This window comes from Cellulophaga sp. L1A9 (assembly GCF_009797025.1).
GTDB lineage: Bacteria > Bacteroidota > Bacteroidia > Flavobacteriales > Flavobacteriaceae > Cellulophaga.
The window spans coordinates 1,432,578-1,449,523 of sequence record NZ_CP047027.1; the positions used below are offsets into that span (position 1 = coordinate 1,432,578).

Below are 16,946 nucleotides of genomic sequence, written 5' to 3' on the forward strand. Positions count from 1 at the left end.
GCGGGGGATGTAAAAAGGTTCAAGAAAAAAAAGTAGGTTGAAACATAATAGCATAAAATACTGTGCGCAGAACACCCCTGCCTATCGGCTGTCCCCTCAAAGGGACAATTCCTAATAGATACATTTCTTACGGAAATAAATACTGTGAGCCCACTTTTTCTCTTAATTGAAAATACTATCTTAGTCCACCTAAATAGTATTTAAATGAAACCACTACTCTTACTCGCTACATTCCTTTTTTCAATTAGCAACATTGCACAAACCAATAGTTATACCATTTCTTTTGAAAATGCCGTGCACCACGAAGCAGAAATCACTGCTATATTCCCAGAAGTTACTTCAGAAATTTTTAGTGTTCGCATGAGTAGAACATCTCCAGGAAGGTATGCTTTGCATGAGTTTGCTAAAAACATCTACGCTGTTAGAGCAACAGATAGCAAAGGAAAAACTCTGACTATTGAACGCCCAAACCCATATCAATGGGATATTTCTGGACATGATGGCACCGTAAACATTAGCTATACACTATTCGCAGATCGTGCAGATGGCACCTATTCTCAGATTGATGAAACCCATGCACATTTAAATATTCCAGCTACCTTTATGTATGCTCCTGAATTTTCCGAACGCAAGATTACAGTAGATTTCAATCCTAGAGAAGATCTAAATTGGAAAATAGCTACACAACTGCCTTTGGTTGCTAACAACACCTATAGCGCAGACAACCTTCAATATTTTATGGATAGCCCTACGGAGTTGAGTAATTTTGGAATGCGCGAATTTGAGGTTACGGAAGCAAATGGGAAAAAGAAAAATATCCGCTTTGTATTGCATCATAATGGAACTGAAGCCGAACTAGATACCTATTTTGAGAAAATTAAAAAGACTGTTTTGGCTGAAAAAGAAGTTTTCGGGGAGCTTGCAGATTTTGATTATGGTACCTATACTTTTTTAGCTTGTTATATTCCTAATGCTTCTGGTGACGGAATGGAACACAGAAATTCTACCATCCTTACCAATACACGAAGTCTTGCAGATGGCGGAATGGAAAAAAATATAGGAACCGTTTCTCATGAATTTTTTCATAGTTGGAATGTAGAACGCATCAGACCAAAAAGCTTAGAGCCTTTTAATTTTGAAGAAGCTAATATGAGTGGTGCGTTATGGTTTGCAGAAGGGTTTACCAGCTATTACACGAATCTTATATTATGTAGAACCAACCTGATTACCAATCAAGAATATGTTGAAGGTTTAACGGGCACCTTTAATTATGTGTGGAATTCTCCTGCAAGAACATTTTTTAATCCTATAGAAATGAGCTACCAAGCTCCTTTTGTAGACGCAGCTACCTCCGTAGATCCTGTAAACCGAGAAAATACGTTTATATCTTATTATTCATACGGAAGTATTTTAGGCCTTGCTTTAGATTTATCCCTGAGAGAAAAAGGCTTGAATTTAGACGATTTTATGAAATTGGTATGGACTACCTACGGCAAAAATGAGATTCCGTATACGATAAATAACCTTAACGAAAGCTTGAATACCTATGCAGGGAAGGCTTTTGGTGATGCCTTTTTTGATAACTATATTTATAAGAGTGACATGCCAAACTATACTGCGTTGTTTGAAACCGTTGGTGTACGCTTAAAACAAGAGACACAGATTCCAAGTTTTGGCGCTATCGTGGCTATCAATACAAAAATGCAAGGAGAAATAAAACGAAATACTACGATAGGGAGTCCTGCCTATTTAGGCGGCCTAGATAAAGGTGATTTTATTACCCAAGTAAACGGACAAGCGTTACCGAGCACAACCAATTTTGAAGACTATATTAAAACATTCAAAATAGGAACGGAATTAGAAATTGATTTTCTTAGAAATAATATCCCGCAAAAAACAACTGTAAAGCTTGCTTCTAGTCCGGAGTATAGTATTGAACTCCTAGAAAAGCAAAATAAAAAACCATCGAAAAAGATATTAAAAAACAGAACTGCGTGGCTTACGATACAATAACATATTAGGATTCACAAAGATTTCTCAAAATGAGGGATCTTTGTGAATCACAATTAATATTGAATTAGAACCGTTCGTTGTATTTACTCTAAAACAAAAACGACATTACGCTTCACTTTTGAAGCCGTAGTTTTTTTCATTTTAGACGCTATCAATTTTGAATACGCCAATTGATTCGCTGCTATTTGCTGTAAATCTTGCGATAATGGTTTCGATTTCTTTTTGGCTTCAACCGTTTCCGTAATTTGCTTTTTAGGTGAACCTTTAAAAAAATTAATACCGAACTCCGCCAGAATATGGTCTAAACTGTTCGTGGTTTGCTTTTTCGAAATTTTCAATTCGCGCTTAGAAGTGCCTTTAAACTCCTTTTTAAATAAAGTAGAAAACATAAGTGGTTAATTTGGGTTCTGTAAAGTTAACGAAACATTTTAAATAATCGTACAAAAAACAAATAAAATTAAAGAATTTTCCTACAAAATAAACAAGCACACCATAGACAACTCATTATCTGAAGATTAGAAGCTAGGCTGTTGAATAGGGAAAACATTAGTGCTGTGATAAAATCAAAAATAAAATTGATTGTAGTAAGTCGCTTAAAAATGCCCGAATTACAAAAGTTATATTTTGAGAATTTAGGGGTTATCTATATATTCCCCTTTTATTAAGAGAAGTTTCTATGAATTGGTATGTAATATATGTACAATCTAAAAAAGAAAAGAAGGTCGCAGAAATCTTGCAAAAAATGCAGATAGAAGTGTACTGCCCTCTTATTAAAGAAGTTAAACAGTGGAGCGATCGCAAAAAAACAGTGGAAAGTCCATTATTTAAATCCTACGTTTTTGTTAGACTTAAGGATAAAGAACGCTCTAACGTTTATGATGTTCCCGGTGTCGTACGTTATTTATTCTGGCTTGGGCAGCCCGCTATCGTCAGGGATGAAGAAATAGCTATTATTAAAAAATGGCTAGAAGATGATACTATTGAAGAAATAACCCTCAATAAACTATTACCTGGCGATGAAATTCTCATTAAAAACGGCCCACTAAAAGACAAAAAGGCCATTATTCAAGAAGTAGGAAAAAAAAGAATGCGTTTGGCCATTCCTGGTTTGAGTATTATCATAAATGCTAAAATTAAAGACGTACTTTAAACTATTACCCTGTCAGCGTACTTCCATACATCTACATAAACTCTTTAAAAATTTTCTTATTATCAGAAACGTAAGTCGAGTTATTACAATATTATACTTGATTATTACCTCATCTTCCACCTAAAAAAGGTATTTCACCGACAAAAAACAACCTTCGTCTAAAATATTTTATGCTGAATACTTAAAATCGTTTAAGCATATCTCAAAGTGTTAGGGAAGTGAATCGAATATATTCACAAAGACCTCGTTTTAATTATCGACTTCATAAATCGTAACACACTTTTTAAGGAAATCTTGTGCCATTAAATTTGCCTGCTTAATTTCGCTGCTTGATTGTTTTTACATTCTGTGGAAAACCACAGAGATTAACCAAATAGCTAATCTACTTTAGCTAACTTTTAAAAACAATTTACAACCGTGACCTAATTATGTGGTTTACGGCGCGGAGCGCTACTTTATAGCTATTAAAAGCCCCGCTTTTTACATCTAAATTTCATTAAAATTTAATTTTCGAAGTCTGACAATCGTTTATTCACGTATTTCGAACTAATAACCTTTAACATAATCAACATATGAAAGTAGCATTTATCACAGGAGTAACGGGACAAGATGGCGCTTACTTGAGTGAATTTTTATTGAAAAAAGGATACCAAGTACATGGCCTTAAAAGAAGAGCGTCAATGTTTAATACAGATAGAATAGATCATCTGTATCAAGACCCACATATAGAAAATCGTAATTTTATTTTGCATTATGGGGATATGACCGATAGTACCAACCTTATCCGTTTAATTCAAGAAATTCAACCAGACGAAATCTACAACCTTGCAGCAATGAGCCACGTACAAGTGTCTTTTGAAGTTCCTGAATATACAGGAAATGCAGATGGTTTAGGTACACTTCGTATTTTAGATGCTGTTCGTTTATTAGGTTTAGAAAAGAAAACACGTATTTACCAAGCCTCTACTTCAGAATTATATGGTAAAGTACAAGAAGTGCCACAATCAGAAACTACACCTTTCTACCCACGTAGCCCATATGCTGTTGCTAAAATGTACGCCTATTGGATTACCGTAAACTATAGAGAAGCGTATGGTATGTATGCCTGTAATGGTATTTTGTTTAACCATGAATCGCCTATTAGAGGAGAAACTTTTGTAACACGTAAAATTACGCGTGCTGCTTCTAGAATTGCTCTTGGTTTACAAGACAAAATATACTTAGGAAATTTAGATGCCAAAAGAGATTGGGGTCATGCCAAAGATTATGTGCGTATGATGTGGATGATCTTACAAGCAGAAGAAGCTGAAGACTGGGTTATTGCTACCGGAAAAACAACTCCTGTTAGAGAATTTGTACGTATGGCTTTTGCTGAAGTTGGCGTAGAATTAGAATTTAAAGGTGAAGGCGTTGATGAAAAAGGATATGTAAAAGCATGTACCAATCCAGAATTCCAAATTGAAATAGGAAAAGAAGTATTGGCCGTAGATCCTAAATACTTTAGACCTACAGAAGTAGATTTATTAATTGGTGATGCTACAAAAGCAAATACCAAATTAGGGTGGATTCCTGAGTATGATTTACAAGATTTGGTAAAAGATATGATGAAGAACGATGTGAAATTAATGCAGAAAGATCAGTTCTTAAAAGAAGGTGGTTACAACACCTTTAACTATTTCGAATAAATCTAATTTTTAGTTCAAAATACAGCACCAATGCCTTTAGCACAACTTAGGTATTGGTGCTAAATAATAAAGTTTCATCTCAGTTTAACGAATACACATGGAGAAAGACGCAAAAATATACATAGCTGGTCATAGAGGTTTAGTGGGTAGTGCCATTATAAAAAACTTAGAAGCTAGAGGGTATACCAATTTTATTACCCGCACTCATAAAGAATTAGACCTTACAGACAGCACTGCGGTACAAACATTTTTTGCTACAGAAAAACCAGAATATGTGTTTTTGGCTGCTGCTAAAGTTGGTGGTATTGTTGCCAATAATACTTACCGAGCAGATTTTATCTATGCCAACTTAATGATACAGAATAATGTGATTCATCAAAGTTATGTGCACGATGTTAAAAAATTAATGTTTTTAGGGAGTACGTGTATCTACCCAAAAAACTGTCCGCAACCCATGAAAGAGGACTATCTCTTAACAGATACCCTAGAGTACACTAATGAGCCCTATGCTATTGCTAAAATTGCAGGGATTAAAATGTGTGAGAGTTACAACCTGCAGTATGACCGTAACTTTATTTCGGTAATGCCTACCAATTTATACGGTCCTAATGACAATTTCGATTTAGAGAAATCGCATGTATTACCAGCATTAATTCGTAAAATGCATTTGGGTAAAGCTTTAGAAAATCAAGATTGGAATACGCTACGCAAAGATTTAAACAAGCTTCCTATTGAAGGAATCAATGGGGCGTCTATGGATGAAGACATCTACTCTATCCTAGATAAATACGGCATTCAGAAAAAAGGAGACACTGTACATTTAGAAATTTGGGGTTCTGGTAAACCTATGCGCGAATTTCTATGGAGTGAAGATATGGCAGATGCTTGTGTGTTCTTAATGGAAGAACGCGATTTTAAAGATTGCTACGATACAAAAACCAAAGAGATTAGAAATACTCATATTAATATTGGTACAGGGGTAGATATTTCTATCAAAGATTTAGCAAAATTAGTTAAAGAGACTATTGGGTTTAAAGGGAAATTATATTTCAATGCGGATAAACCTGATGGAACCATGAAAAAATTAACAGACCCCTCTAAACTTCACGGCTTAGGATGGAAACATAAGATAGAATTACAAGAAGGCGTACGAAAAATGTACGAATGGTACACAGAATAGAACCATAGCTGCACTACCAACGTATATAAAGTGTGCATACACATAGCCCCGAAATATCCTACTAAAACAGCCACTATGACTAAACTTTTGAATATCCTACAGCAATTCACAATAAACAAGACCACCTACCGTACTGGTCATGATATCCAAAAAAATACCCATCCGTAATTTTTTTTGAATGGATAGTTTAAAATTTCAAAAGCCCAAATCATAGAATATTAGAAAAGTCATCAATGAAAAAGTCATATTTCGTTATACCATTATCGTTTATATTTCATATAATTACTATTAATATTATTCTGTATTTATTAATTCCTGAAACCTATAGGTCTGGATTTAGTATTCTCTATTATAACATTACATGGCTTATAGTAACCTATGCTATAGATTTTTATCCTACGGCACGGAGAGAAGGTTTTACCACAAATGTTCGGAATTTCTTTATGCTTTTCCTTATTTATGGGTTAGTATTCTTTACCTCCTTCACTTTTCTAGGCGATCACCATTACAAACCAGCATACCTTACTTTAGTATATCTGCTAATTTGTTTAATGCTCACCCTATTTCGTTTACTTTTTTATTGGGCCAGAAATTTATACCGGACAAAGGGTTTAAGTAAAGGTGTTAGAGCAGTGGTTATAGGACGCGATAAGAATTTAAAAAAACTACGTCGTATTTTTGATACTGGAAGCTATGGCTACAAATACATGGGATATTTCGATAATACTAAATCAGATAGTCCAACCTATTTAGGTAAAATACAAGACGCTTATGCTTATATTTTCGAGAATAATGTAGAAGAAGTCTACTGTATGGCTTCAAGACTTTCAAAAGATGAAATTAAAGAACTCATGCGCATAGCAGACAATAGTTTAAAAAAAATTAAGATTGTTCCTGACAACAAAGAACTCTTTTCAAGAGCAATGTCTATAGAATTATATGGCGAAGTTCCTGTATTAAACTTACGAGCGTCTCCTTTAGAATTGGAGTATGCTAATGTCGTGAAACGTGTTTTCGATATAATTTTTTCTAGTTTAGTTATTCTATTTGTACTTTCATGGTTAACACCATTAGTTTGGATTTTAATGAAGCTAGATTCAAAAGGCCCATTATTCTTTAAACAAAGTCGTCATGGGGTAAACAGAAACTCTTTTGATTGTTACAAGTTTAGATCTATGACCAAGAGTGATACTAGTGATACTAAAATGGCCACAAAAAATGACATGCGGATTACAAAACTGGGTAGAATCTTAAGAAAAACCAGTATAGATGAGTTACCACAATTTATCAATGTTCTAAAAGGCGAAATGAGTGTTGTGGGTCCAAGACCACACATGCAATTACATACAGAGCAATTTGAAAAATCTGTAGATAAATATTTAGTGCGCCACTTTTTAAAACCAGGCATCACCGGCTTAGCACAAATAAAAGGCTATCGTGGCGAAATTTTAGAGCAATCTGATATTGTAAACCGGGTACGTTATGATATTTTTTATATGGAAAAATGGTCTATTCAATTAGACATATCTATAATTTATTACACCGTGGCTAACGCCATTCGGGGCGAAGAAAGAGCCTATTAATAGTATACAACCATTAGCAAACTACCATTCAATATAATATTTTCACTCTTAAGATAATGACAGAAACAAATCCAGATTTAAATTCGTTTGAGCAAAATAATATTCGCACTATCATAGGTAAGTATTTGAAATTTTGGCCATTATTCGCAGTTAGCTTAGTTATTGCAATTGCAGCCATCATACTTTATATAAGATATTATGCTGAAAATGAGTATGAAATACAAAGTGCCATCTTACTAAAAAATGTAGAAGCAGGACAAGGTTTTGGTGATTTAGGTGATTTTGCAAGCATGGGGCTAATTAAGAGCTCACATAGTTTAGAAGATGAGATAGGAATTTTAACGTCTATTGGAGTCATGGAAGAAGTGATATCAAAAAATAATTATAACATCACCTACTATATTGCTGGAAGTATCCGTGATGTTGAAGTTTATGGCCAAAAAGTACCCATTAATATCACTGTAGATGAAACTGTTGATAATTTAATTTATGATGTACCCATTTCGATCAAATTTATTGATTCCGCCACCTATGAACTTATTACCGTTGTTGAAGATAAGGAACTAAAATCACAACATACTTTTGGTGAAGTTGTTACAACATCTTACGGCACATTTACCATTGCCACTAAAGGCGAAGCACTTAAACTAAAGGAATCAAAAAATTTATATTTTAAAATAGGAAATAAGGATGATTTAATATCTAGTTTTCTTAAAAAGCTTAGTGTTGTACCTGCAAATAAAACAGGGAGCTCATTAAACCTCAATTTCATCTCTAATGATAAAATAAAAGGTGAAGAGATTCTTTCTAAACTTATTGAGACTTATATTGAGAAAACCATCAAATATGAAAACGAGTTAGCCGAAAATACCATCAAAATGATCGATGATAGGTTAAACTTATTATCTGGTGAAATTGAAGATGTAGAAAAAACAGTGGTAGATTTTAAAACTGAAAATACGGTAACAAATATTGCCAATAATGCCGATACGTATGTGCAACAGTCTAATGACTATAAAAACAGAGTAGCAGAATATCAAACTCAAATTAACGTATTGGAAGGGGTTGAATTTTCATTACAAAATGGGAATAACGAAACTACAATTGGGGGTGCGGCAATTAATGACCCATCTGTTAACAATTTAATCGCTCAATACAACCAAGCCTTAGCGGAAAAACAAAAATTATCACAATCTGCTTCTAGCTCTAACCCCTTAGTAGCTAATTTAGATGAAAATTTAAGTAGCCTTAGACAGTCCATTATTCAAAATGTGCGAAGTGTAAAAAATGGCTATTCCATCGCCCGTGGTAATTTATCTGCCAATGCAAATCGGTATGATTATCAAATTGCTAAAGTTCCGGGAATGGAAAAAAAACTGTTAGACATTAGCCGTGACAAAAGCACGAAAGAAGGACTTTATCTTTTTTTACTACAAAAAAGAGAAGAAGAAGTGCTTTCTTTAGCCGCTCCAGTTTCCTCAACAAGAATTGTCGATTATCCTAAAGCTGGAAAATTCCCTATTAGTCCAAATAAAAAGTTACTTTATTTCTCAGGTCTACTTTTAGGATTATTCATACCAGTTTCGTTACTATATTTGAAAGATGCTTTAAACAATAAAATTTCGAGCGTAGAAGAGCTAACTCAAAATTCAGCAGCTCCTTTTCTTGGAGAAATTGCACGCAGCAAAAATAACACTATAGTGGTCACTGAAGATCGGGCAACTTCACCAGAGGCCGAATTATTCAGGCTGTTACTTTTCAATTTAAATTTCCTAAAGAAAACAGAGAAGAATCAAACTATTTTAGTAACCTCCACAGAAAAGGGTGAAGGAAAAACTTTTATCGCCTCTAATCTAGCCTTGACCTTTGCTTCAAACGGCGAAAAAGTAGTCGTTTTAACTTTCGATTTACGAGAGCCTAAATTAATGGAAAATTTCAATCTTCCTAACTCTCCTGGAATTACGGATTTTATTGTCAAAAAAGGCTTAGATGTAGATCAAATTATTCAAAAACATCCTAGTATCGATGATTTCTATTTGGTAGGCTCGGGAAGTACGATGAATCAAGTCGGTCGCTTAATGGTCAGTAATAGAATAGGCGTACTTATGGATGTTTTAAAACAAGAGTACGATCGTATCATTATTGATACGGCCCCAATAGGTCTTATTTCTGATGCCTTTGCTTTGAATACCTATATAGATAGTACAATTTATGTGGTTCGTAAAGACAAAACAAAAAAACAATCTTTAAAAGTTATCAATTCTATCTATGAAAATGATCGTTTAAAAAATACTATGGTCGTTTTTAATGATACAAAAGCTGCAGCCTCTTATGGGTACGGCTCAATTAAAGGATAAATTTTTTAAACATTTAATAATAAACTTTACTTGGCTTTACTAAAATTATGTCCTTAAAAAAAAGATTAGTAAATAATGGCTTGGCCTCAATACTTTCAAAAGGAGTCCGTGTATTAGAGCAACTATTTTTAGTACCCTTTTTTATTGCTGCTTGGGGAGCCGCATATTATGGTGAGTGGATTACTTTAACCATAATCCCTAGCGTAATGGCCTTTTCTAATTTAGGATTTGGTTCTGCAGCAGCAAATAGCCTAGTATTAACATATGCTTCAGGAGACAAACAAAAGGCCGCAGACATAAGTAAGACAGGTTTTTATATTATTACCATAATGGTATTTATTGCAATAGTACTAGGGGCTATAGCAATATATGTGCTAGATATATTCCATGTTTTTGATAAGTCATTAATAGACAGTCAAGATGCTATTTTAGCGGTTTCAATTCTTATTATAGCTAGGTTATTAAACTTTTACGATCAATTAATTGAATCATTTTATAGAGCAGCTCAAAGGGCTGCATTAAGCATAAACCTTTTAACTATAAGAGCTGCACTAAATTTGGCCGCTGGTTTATTAGTATTATTGCTTGAATACGGTATTGTTGCATTTGCAATTTCACAATTAATGGTAACAGTTCTTTTTAGCATTTTATATTGGTTAAAGGGAAGATCTGTTTTAGGCTTGTATAAAAACTTTACAGGAACGAAAGATGCTGTAATATTAAAAGGAATTACGACAAAAGGATTAAGTTATTTAATGCTACCCGTTTGGCAAATAATTTACTTTCAGGGAACTACATTTGTCGTACGGATTGTTTTAGGACCAGAGGCAGTAGCTATATTTAACACTGCGCGAACCTTGAGCAGGTCACTTAATCAATTATTGTATTTGGTTGAACCCACAGTATTTCCTGAATTACAAATTGCGATAGGTAAAAATGATTGGAAAACTGCTAAACAAATATTTAGAGTCTCAATAATTGGTGTGTTCTTATTATCATTAATTGGCGTAATATTCTTAGCTATTTTTGGTTTATGGTTTTATAATATCTGGACCAATAATGAATTAGAACTTCCACGAGCAATGTGGTATACTTTAATTTCGGCTATGCTTTTCAATGCTCTGTGGTATACTTCTGAAATGGTATTTCGAGCTGTTAATCAACCAAAAAGAATGGGGATCTATGGCATAATCGCAGCAATTCTATCTGTATTACTAACGTATCTTTTTGCAACATTCTATGGCATTACTGGAGCTGCTATTGGCGCCGTATCCTTAGATCTAATATTAGTATTTCTTGTTGTACCAAATGGGTGCAAAATAATGAAAATGTCCCTCAGCGATTTAGTTTCACATGGTGCGGATGACTTTAAAGAATTATTTCAAAAAATTTCAAAAAAAATAAAAAAATAAAACGATATATAATCGATTTTAAGAAATCTATCATATGGTAGAAAATAAAAACTATACAATAACTCTAATTAAAAAAATCTTAAGATTATTATTAATCTTAGGAGTTGTGGCGGAAATGATCTTTTTTCCTTCACTACCCAACTTCTATGGTTGTGTAATGGCAATTATAAGTTTAGCTATTTTTTCATATTTTTTTAAATTAAAATATATAAAATTATTTCCTTTTGCCTTCTGCATGTATTTATCTATGTTCCTATATAGATTTCTACCTTTAATCGCAACACTGGCAGAAGGCAAACCAATAACCTATGGTTTTGAAAGAGCCTATGATACGTTTGTCTATGAAATAATTCTTTTTCTAATATCATCCTTGGCTTTCTATCTTGCCTGCAGATATAATGCTAAAACATATCAAAATAACATAATAAAAAGAACGCTCTTTAAATTAAAGTTTTTTGAAATAACCCCAGAGATACTATGGGGAATGGGACTAATAGGATTAGTTGTAAGATTATATAATTTAAGTACTGGAGCCGTTGAATATGGTGATGTTGGAGGAAAATTTTTAGTTGGATTAGATTATTTAATGTTTGCTCCTCTATGCTTATTTTTTCCAAGTTTTCTAAATGTAAAATTTAATCAAAAAAAATTATTATGGTTATATACTCTGGTAATCTTTTTAATAAACATTGCGTCCAACAAAAGACATCTTATTATAACACCTTTTGGAATTTTCGGTGTACTGTCTATGCTGTTTTTAATTATTAATAATAAAAAGATAACAACCATTATATCACCAACCAAAATGATTATTGGCGGAATCTTATTATTTGTAGGTCTTAATTTCCTGAGTAATGTCTCATTAGCAATGTTATACACCAGAGAAACAATGCTTTACAATCAGGAACTAAGAAACAATGCCAATAAAATGGAGGCGTTTAACGAAACTATAGAGACAGTCCAAAACGAACAATTAATGGATCGTCTAAAGGAAATAAAAGATAAAATACAAGTCCGAAAGACCCAATATTCTCAAGGATGGACAGAAGATTATGTTGATAATTTCATGCTAGAGCGCTATGCCAATATGCGTATTACAGATGAAACTTTATATTATGCCGAAAAAAGAGGATATGGGAACAAGCAAATGTTTGAGTTATTTCAAAATAATATTCTCGCCTTAGTACCTACGCCAATATTAGGATTTTTCGGAGTTCAATTTGATAAAACAGAATTGGAATTTTCAAGAGGAGATTTTTTATATGGATCGGGATATGGAATGTATCGCGTAACTAGTCATGTTGGTGATGGATTGGCAACCTTTGGTTATTGGTATTTTATACTTCAATTTATCACTTTTTTCATTGTTTTTAAATTACTCAATTCTTTCGTATATCTAGCTAATGAAACTATGGTATATGCTCCTTATGCCTTAATGAATGTATTTACCTTCTTAGGAATGTTTAGAAATTCTGGAGGAATTCTTATAGATGTCAAATTCATTTTAAGAGGATATTTAGAAGGCTTAGTTACGTATTTAATTATATTTTATATGATTAGGCAAGTAATAAGTTTTGTGAAAAATATTAAAAAATAAATTTTCAAGCTTACTAATGAATATAGTGTTTTTAATACATCAGGAAGGGTCATTAGGGTACAGCATGAAGCGCTATACAGAATCGTTAGCTAATAAGCTCAGTAATAAAGGATATCAAACTCAAATCTGGGCACCAAGACTAATATTATCTAAAAATAGAAAAAATAAAGGCTTTGGTAAATGGTTACGTTATATTGATCAATACCTTCTATTTCCATTCTCGTTTAAGTGGAAAAATATTAATACAGATAAAAACACCATTTATGTATTAATTGATCAAGCTTTAGGAATATGGACTCCATTAGTAAAAAACAAAAAGCATGTCGTTCATTGTCATGATTTTATAGCCTTAAAATCTGCACAAGGATTAATACCCGAAAACCCGACAGCTTGGACTGGTAGAATATATCAATACCTGATTTTGAATGGTTTTAGAAAAGCTTCAAATTTTATTTCAATTTCGAAAAACACTCAAAAAGAATTAGGAGGTTTTTTAAATAAAAAACCAATAATTAACGCTCAAATTTATAACGCTATAGATCAAAAATTTAAAATTGGATCTATTAATAACGCTAGAATAAGCATTGGAGAACAGATTAACACTGATGTTAGTGGAGGGTATATCTTACATATAGGCAGCAATACATTTTACAAAAATAGAAATGGCGTTTTAAATATATATATCCAGTGGCGAAAATTAAGTAAAAAAAAGACGCCCTTAATAATGATTGGTTCTGCGGCTACCGCAACTATGTTAAAGTTAAGGGAAGAATCTCAATATAGTGAAGATATTCACTTTTTAACTAGAGTTGAAGATGCTATTCTAATTCAGGCCTATCAAGGTGCTACTGTTTTTATTTTTCCTTCATTATTAGAAGGTTTTGGATTTCCTATAATTGAAGCGATGGCATGCGGTTGCCCTGTAATAACAACAGATAAAGCGCCTATGAACGAAATTGGCGGTGAAGCTGCCACATACATATCAGCAACGAATAAAAAAACAATTGTTAATAAAGGTGCATTTGCCATTGAAACTATATTAAATTATTCAAAAGAAACTAGAGAAGAATTAATTCAAAAATCTCTTCTAAATGCAAAAAAATATCAAGATGAAACTTTTGTTAACGATATTGAAAATATCTATTTAAAAATAATGGCTAACTAAAAATTGATGAACTGATAGTAATGAAAAAACGTTTTGAATGGATAGATAACATAAGAGGTCTAATGATAATATTAGTCGCCCTAGGGCATATCATAGTAGATGGCAGTATAGATAACACCTTTAATTCTATCATGAGAATGCCTACATTTTTTATGATAAGTGGTTTCTTATTTAAATTTAAACCTTACAAAGAATATTTAAAGCATAAATTCATTCATCTAATTATACCCTATTTTGTATATCTAGTTCCAATCTTAGCGCTGCAAATGTATTTTGAAGAAAAAAGCTATTTAGAATATTTTGGAAGGTTAGTATTGGGTGGGCCATTTTTATACACTTGGACAGGTGTATTTTGGTTTATTACATGCCTATTCTTCACGCAACAAATATTCAATTTACTAAACGGGTGGAAAATTCAAAAGATTGCACTCTTAATGTTCCTATTTTTAATTCTAGCATATACAAATCAACTGTATTTTCAAACAATAAATATTCCATTGAGCTTAAATATTTGTTTATATTCTTGTCCTTTATTCTTTACGGGATTTTTATTTAAAAAATTAATTGGCGAAGTACATTTAGCTAAAATTGTGCCGATAATATCAATAATAATTATTTTTATTGCCAGCACTTTCTATTTCAATGAGCTCTACATTAATATGAAGCTAGCAAATTATGGCATCCCATTTTTAAGTTTTATTCTAAGTATATTATCTGCATTTTGCATGATAAAACTTTTTAAATCTTTTGAAAAAAATGTTGGCCTTAATATTGTCGGAAAAGCATCTATGGTTATTATGTATCTTCATTTACCCATTAATTACTTAATTCTGAATTTCTACCCCAACTTTAACCAATGGCTACTCCTATTAATTGCCATAAGTATCCCGACATGTTTATATTACGTGTTTCGAAGAAATAACATTACAAAAAAATATCTTTTAGGGGAGCGCTAAAAAAACTTAAATTAAAAAATAAAAGGTCTTTCTTAATTAGTTAATCCTTACTCAATAATGCAAAAACAACCTGAAAAATACGTGCAAATAATAGGATTTTCTTTATTTACTATTGGTATTGCACTGATATTTCTATTCAGTTGGAAAACTAATCCAAATGTAGGGGAGTATAGTTTTTTACCTGATTGGCTTATCAATTGGGCGGATCAATATCGAAACAGTAGAAAACGAACAGCTGTCCCTTTTGTTTTCTTAGGTTTTTTAGCGGGAATCTATCTAATCTATATCCAAAAAAAGAGTCTTCGATTTTGGATTTTAACGGGAATAATTTTAGTACTTACCGTTATCATTGCAGAACTCGGACAATACTTCATCCCCTCTAGAAGCCCTGACCTTAAAGATGTACTTTGGGGAAGTATTGGCGCAGGTCTTGGTTTACTACCAATTTTTATATTTTACAAAATAACAAAACGACTAAAAAAATAGCACCTTGGAGCAAATTTTTAAAAAAAATATTTTATTTATAGGGTATAACTTTTCACCTGAATTAACTGGTATTGGAAAATATTCTGGAGAAATGATGCATTGGCTGGCTGAACATGGCCATAAATGTACCGTACTTACTGCGTACCCCTATTATCCGTATTGGAAAGTTCAAGAACCCTATCGGAAAAATCGTTTTTGGTATAAAAAGGAAGTGAAAAAATATCCTTCTGGCGGGAAATTAACCGTAATACGTTGTCCCATGTATGTACCTACAAATCCAAGCGGATTGAAACGGATGCTTTTAGATACATCCTTTTCTATTTCTGCTTTTATGGCAATACTTCCTAAATTGTTTCAAAAAAAATATGATTGGGTAATTTCCATTGCGCCTTCTTTTCAGTTTGGTCTTTTAGGTGTTTTATATAAAAAAATTAAGGGAGCTAAACATTTACATCATATTCAAGACCTTCAAATTGAAGCGGCACAAGATTTAGGACTAATTAAATCTCCCGCACTTCTAAAATTATTATACGGAACCGAACGCTTTATATTCAAACATACCGATGTGGTGAGCAGCATTTCTGATGGAATGATGGAACGGATAGAACGAAAAGCAAAAAAATCATTACTGTTCTTCCCAAATTGGACGGATACTAAAACATTTCATCCTTTAAGCGATAAAGCTGCTTTAAAAGCACAGTTTGGCTATAAGGCTACGGACTGGGTAGTACTCTATTCGGGAGCTATCGGCGAAAAACAAGGTTTAGAAGCAATTTTACACGCTGCGGATGCTTTAAAAACAAAACAAGCCATACAGTTTGTCATCTGCGGTACTGGTCCTTACAAAGAAAAATTAATCACCATGACCCAAAAGATGAACTTAACTAATATTCATTTTTCACCCTTACAACCTATGGAGGCTTTTAATGCTTTTTTAAACATGGCCGATTTGCATTTGGTCATACAAAAAGAAAAGGCCAGTGACTTAGTGATGCCTTCCAAATTAACTACTATTTTAGCCGTTGGAGGCTTGGCGTTGGTTACGGCAAACAAGACGGCAAGTTTGCATAAATTAATACATAGATATGGCATGGGCATCGTGGTAGATGCCGAAAATCAAGACGCTCTAAATACAGGGATTTTAAAAGCTTTTGAAGACACAAACACTAAAAAAATGACCGATGCAGCTAGAGCTTATGCACAACAATTTTTAGCCATGGAAAACATAATGAGTGCTTTTGAAAAACAGCTCTAATTCACAATGTACTATAAGAATGCATTTGGTCGATGATTAGTACTATTTATCTATAATTGTGAGAAAATAAATACTATCGCAGTATCTTTATTTTCTAATTTTTTTTA

13 protein-coding genes are annotated in these 16,946 nt (G+C 32.9%); 12 read left to right on the forward strand and 1 reads right to left on the reverse strand.

Annotated elements, in window-relative coordinates:
• The first annotated feature begins 204 nt into the window (after window positions 1-204).
• Window positions 205-2,013 (forward strand): M61 family metallopeptidase, encoded by a 1,809-nt coding sequence (locus tag GQR94_RS06120; RefSeq protein ID WP_158974649.1) that lies wholly within the window; start codon window positions 205-207, stop codon window positions 2,011-2,013.
• An 83-nt stretch (window positions 2,014-2,096) separates the two neighbouring features.
• Here the strand turns inward: GQR94_RS06120 and GQR94_RS06125 are convergent, their stop codons facing one another.
• A complete protein-coding gene (locus GQR94_RS06125) occupies window positions 2,097-2,402 on the reverse strand; it encodes a hypothetical protein (RefSeq protein ID WP_158974650.1) in 306 nt (101 codons plus the stop codon).
• A 287-nt stretch (window positions 2,403-2,689) separates the two neighbouring features.
• Between GQR94_RS06125 and GQR94_RS06130 the strand changes: the two genes are divergently transcribed.
• From GQR94_RS06130 to GQR94_RS06180, 11 genes are all read left to right on the forward strand, one after another.
• Window positions 2,690-3,163 (forward strand): UpxY family transcription antiterminator, encoded by a 474-nt coding sequence (locus GQR94_RS06130; protein WP_158974651.1) that lies wholly within the window; start codon window positions 2,690-2,692, stop codon window positions 3,161-3,163.
• A 572-nt stretch (window positions 3,164-3,735) separates the two neighbouring features.
• On the forward strand, window positions 3,736-4,848 hold the full coding sequence (gmd, locus tag GQR94_RS06135; RefSeq protein WP_158974652.1) for a GDP-mannose 4,6-dehydratase: 1,113 nt from the start codon (window positions 3,736-3,738) through the stop codon (window positions 4,846-4,848).
• 97 nt (window positions 4,849-4,945) lie between these two features.
• Window positions 4,946-6,028, forward strand: coding sequence for a GDP-L-fucose synthase (locus tag GQR94_RS06140; RefSeq protein WP_158974653.1), 1,083 nt, complete (start codon window positions 4,946-4,948; stop codon window positions 6,026-6,028).
• A gap of 233 nt (window positions 6,029-6,261) precedes the next feature.
• Window positions 6,262-7,611, forward strand: coding sequence for an undecaprenyl-phosphate glucose phosphotransferase (locus GQR94_RS06145; protein ID WP_158974654.1), 1,350 nt, complete (start codon window positions 6,262-6,264; stop codon window positions 7,609-7,611).
• 56 nt (window positions 7,612-7,667) lie between these two features.
• Window positions 7,668-9,968 carry a tyrosine-protein kinase domain-containing protein gene (locus tag GQR94_RS06150; RefSeq protein WP_158974655.1) on the forward strand — a complete coding sequence of 767 codons (2,301 nt, stop codon included), beginning with the start codon at window positions 7,668-7,670 and terminating at the stop codon, window positions 9,966-9,968.
• A 47-nt stretch (window positions 9,969-10,015) separates the two neighbouring features.
• Window positions 10,016-11,380 carry a lipopolysaccharide biosynthesis protein gene (locus GQR94_RS06155; protein ID WP_158974656.1) on the forward strand — a complete coding sequence of 455 codons (1,365 nt, stop codon included), beginning with the start codon at window positions 10,016-10,018 and terminating at the stop codon, window positions 11,378-11,380.
• 247 nt (window positions 11,381-11,627) lie between these two features.
• A complete protein-coding gene (locus GQR94_RS06160; protein WP_158974657.1) occupies window positions 11,628-12,977 on the forward strand; it encodes a hypothetical protein in 1,350 nt (449 codons plus the stop codon).
• Window positions 12,978-12,993: 16 nt separating this feature from the next.
• The gene (locus GQR94_RS06165) at window positions 12,994-14,142 is read left to right on the forward strand and encodes a glycosyltransferase family 1 protein (RefSeq protein WP_158974658.1); all 1,149 of its coding nucleotides are present in this window, start codon (window positions 12,994-12,996) and stop codon (window positions 14,140-14,142) included.
• A 20-nt stretch (window positions 14,143-14,162) separates the two neighbouring features.
• The gene (locus GQR94_RS06170) at window positions 14,163-15,098 is read left to right on the forward strand and encodes an acyltransferase family protein (RefSeq protein WP_158974659.1); all 936 of its coding nucleotides are present in this window, start codon (window positions 14,163-14,165) and stop codon (window positions 15,096-15,098) included.
• 57 nt (window positions 15,099-15,155) lie between these two features.
• Window positions 15,156-15,584, forward strand: a complete 429-nt coding sequence (locus GQR94_RS06175) for a VanZ family protein (protein WP_158974660.1) — start codon at window positions 15,156-15,158, stop codon at window positions 15,582-15,584.
• 4 nt (window positions 15,585-15,588) lie between these two features.
• Window positions 15,589-16,839 (forward strand): WcaI family glycosyltransferase, encoded by a 1,251-nt coding sequence (locus GQR94_RS06180; RefSeq protein WP_158974661.1) that lies wholly within the window; start codon window positions 15,589-15,591, stop codon window positions 16,837-16,839.
• The last annotated feature ends 107 nt before the right edge of the window (window positions 16,840-16,946 follow it).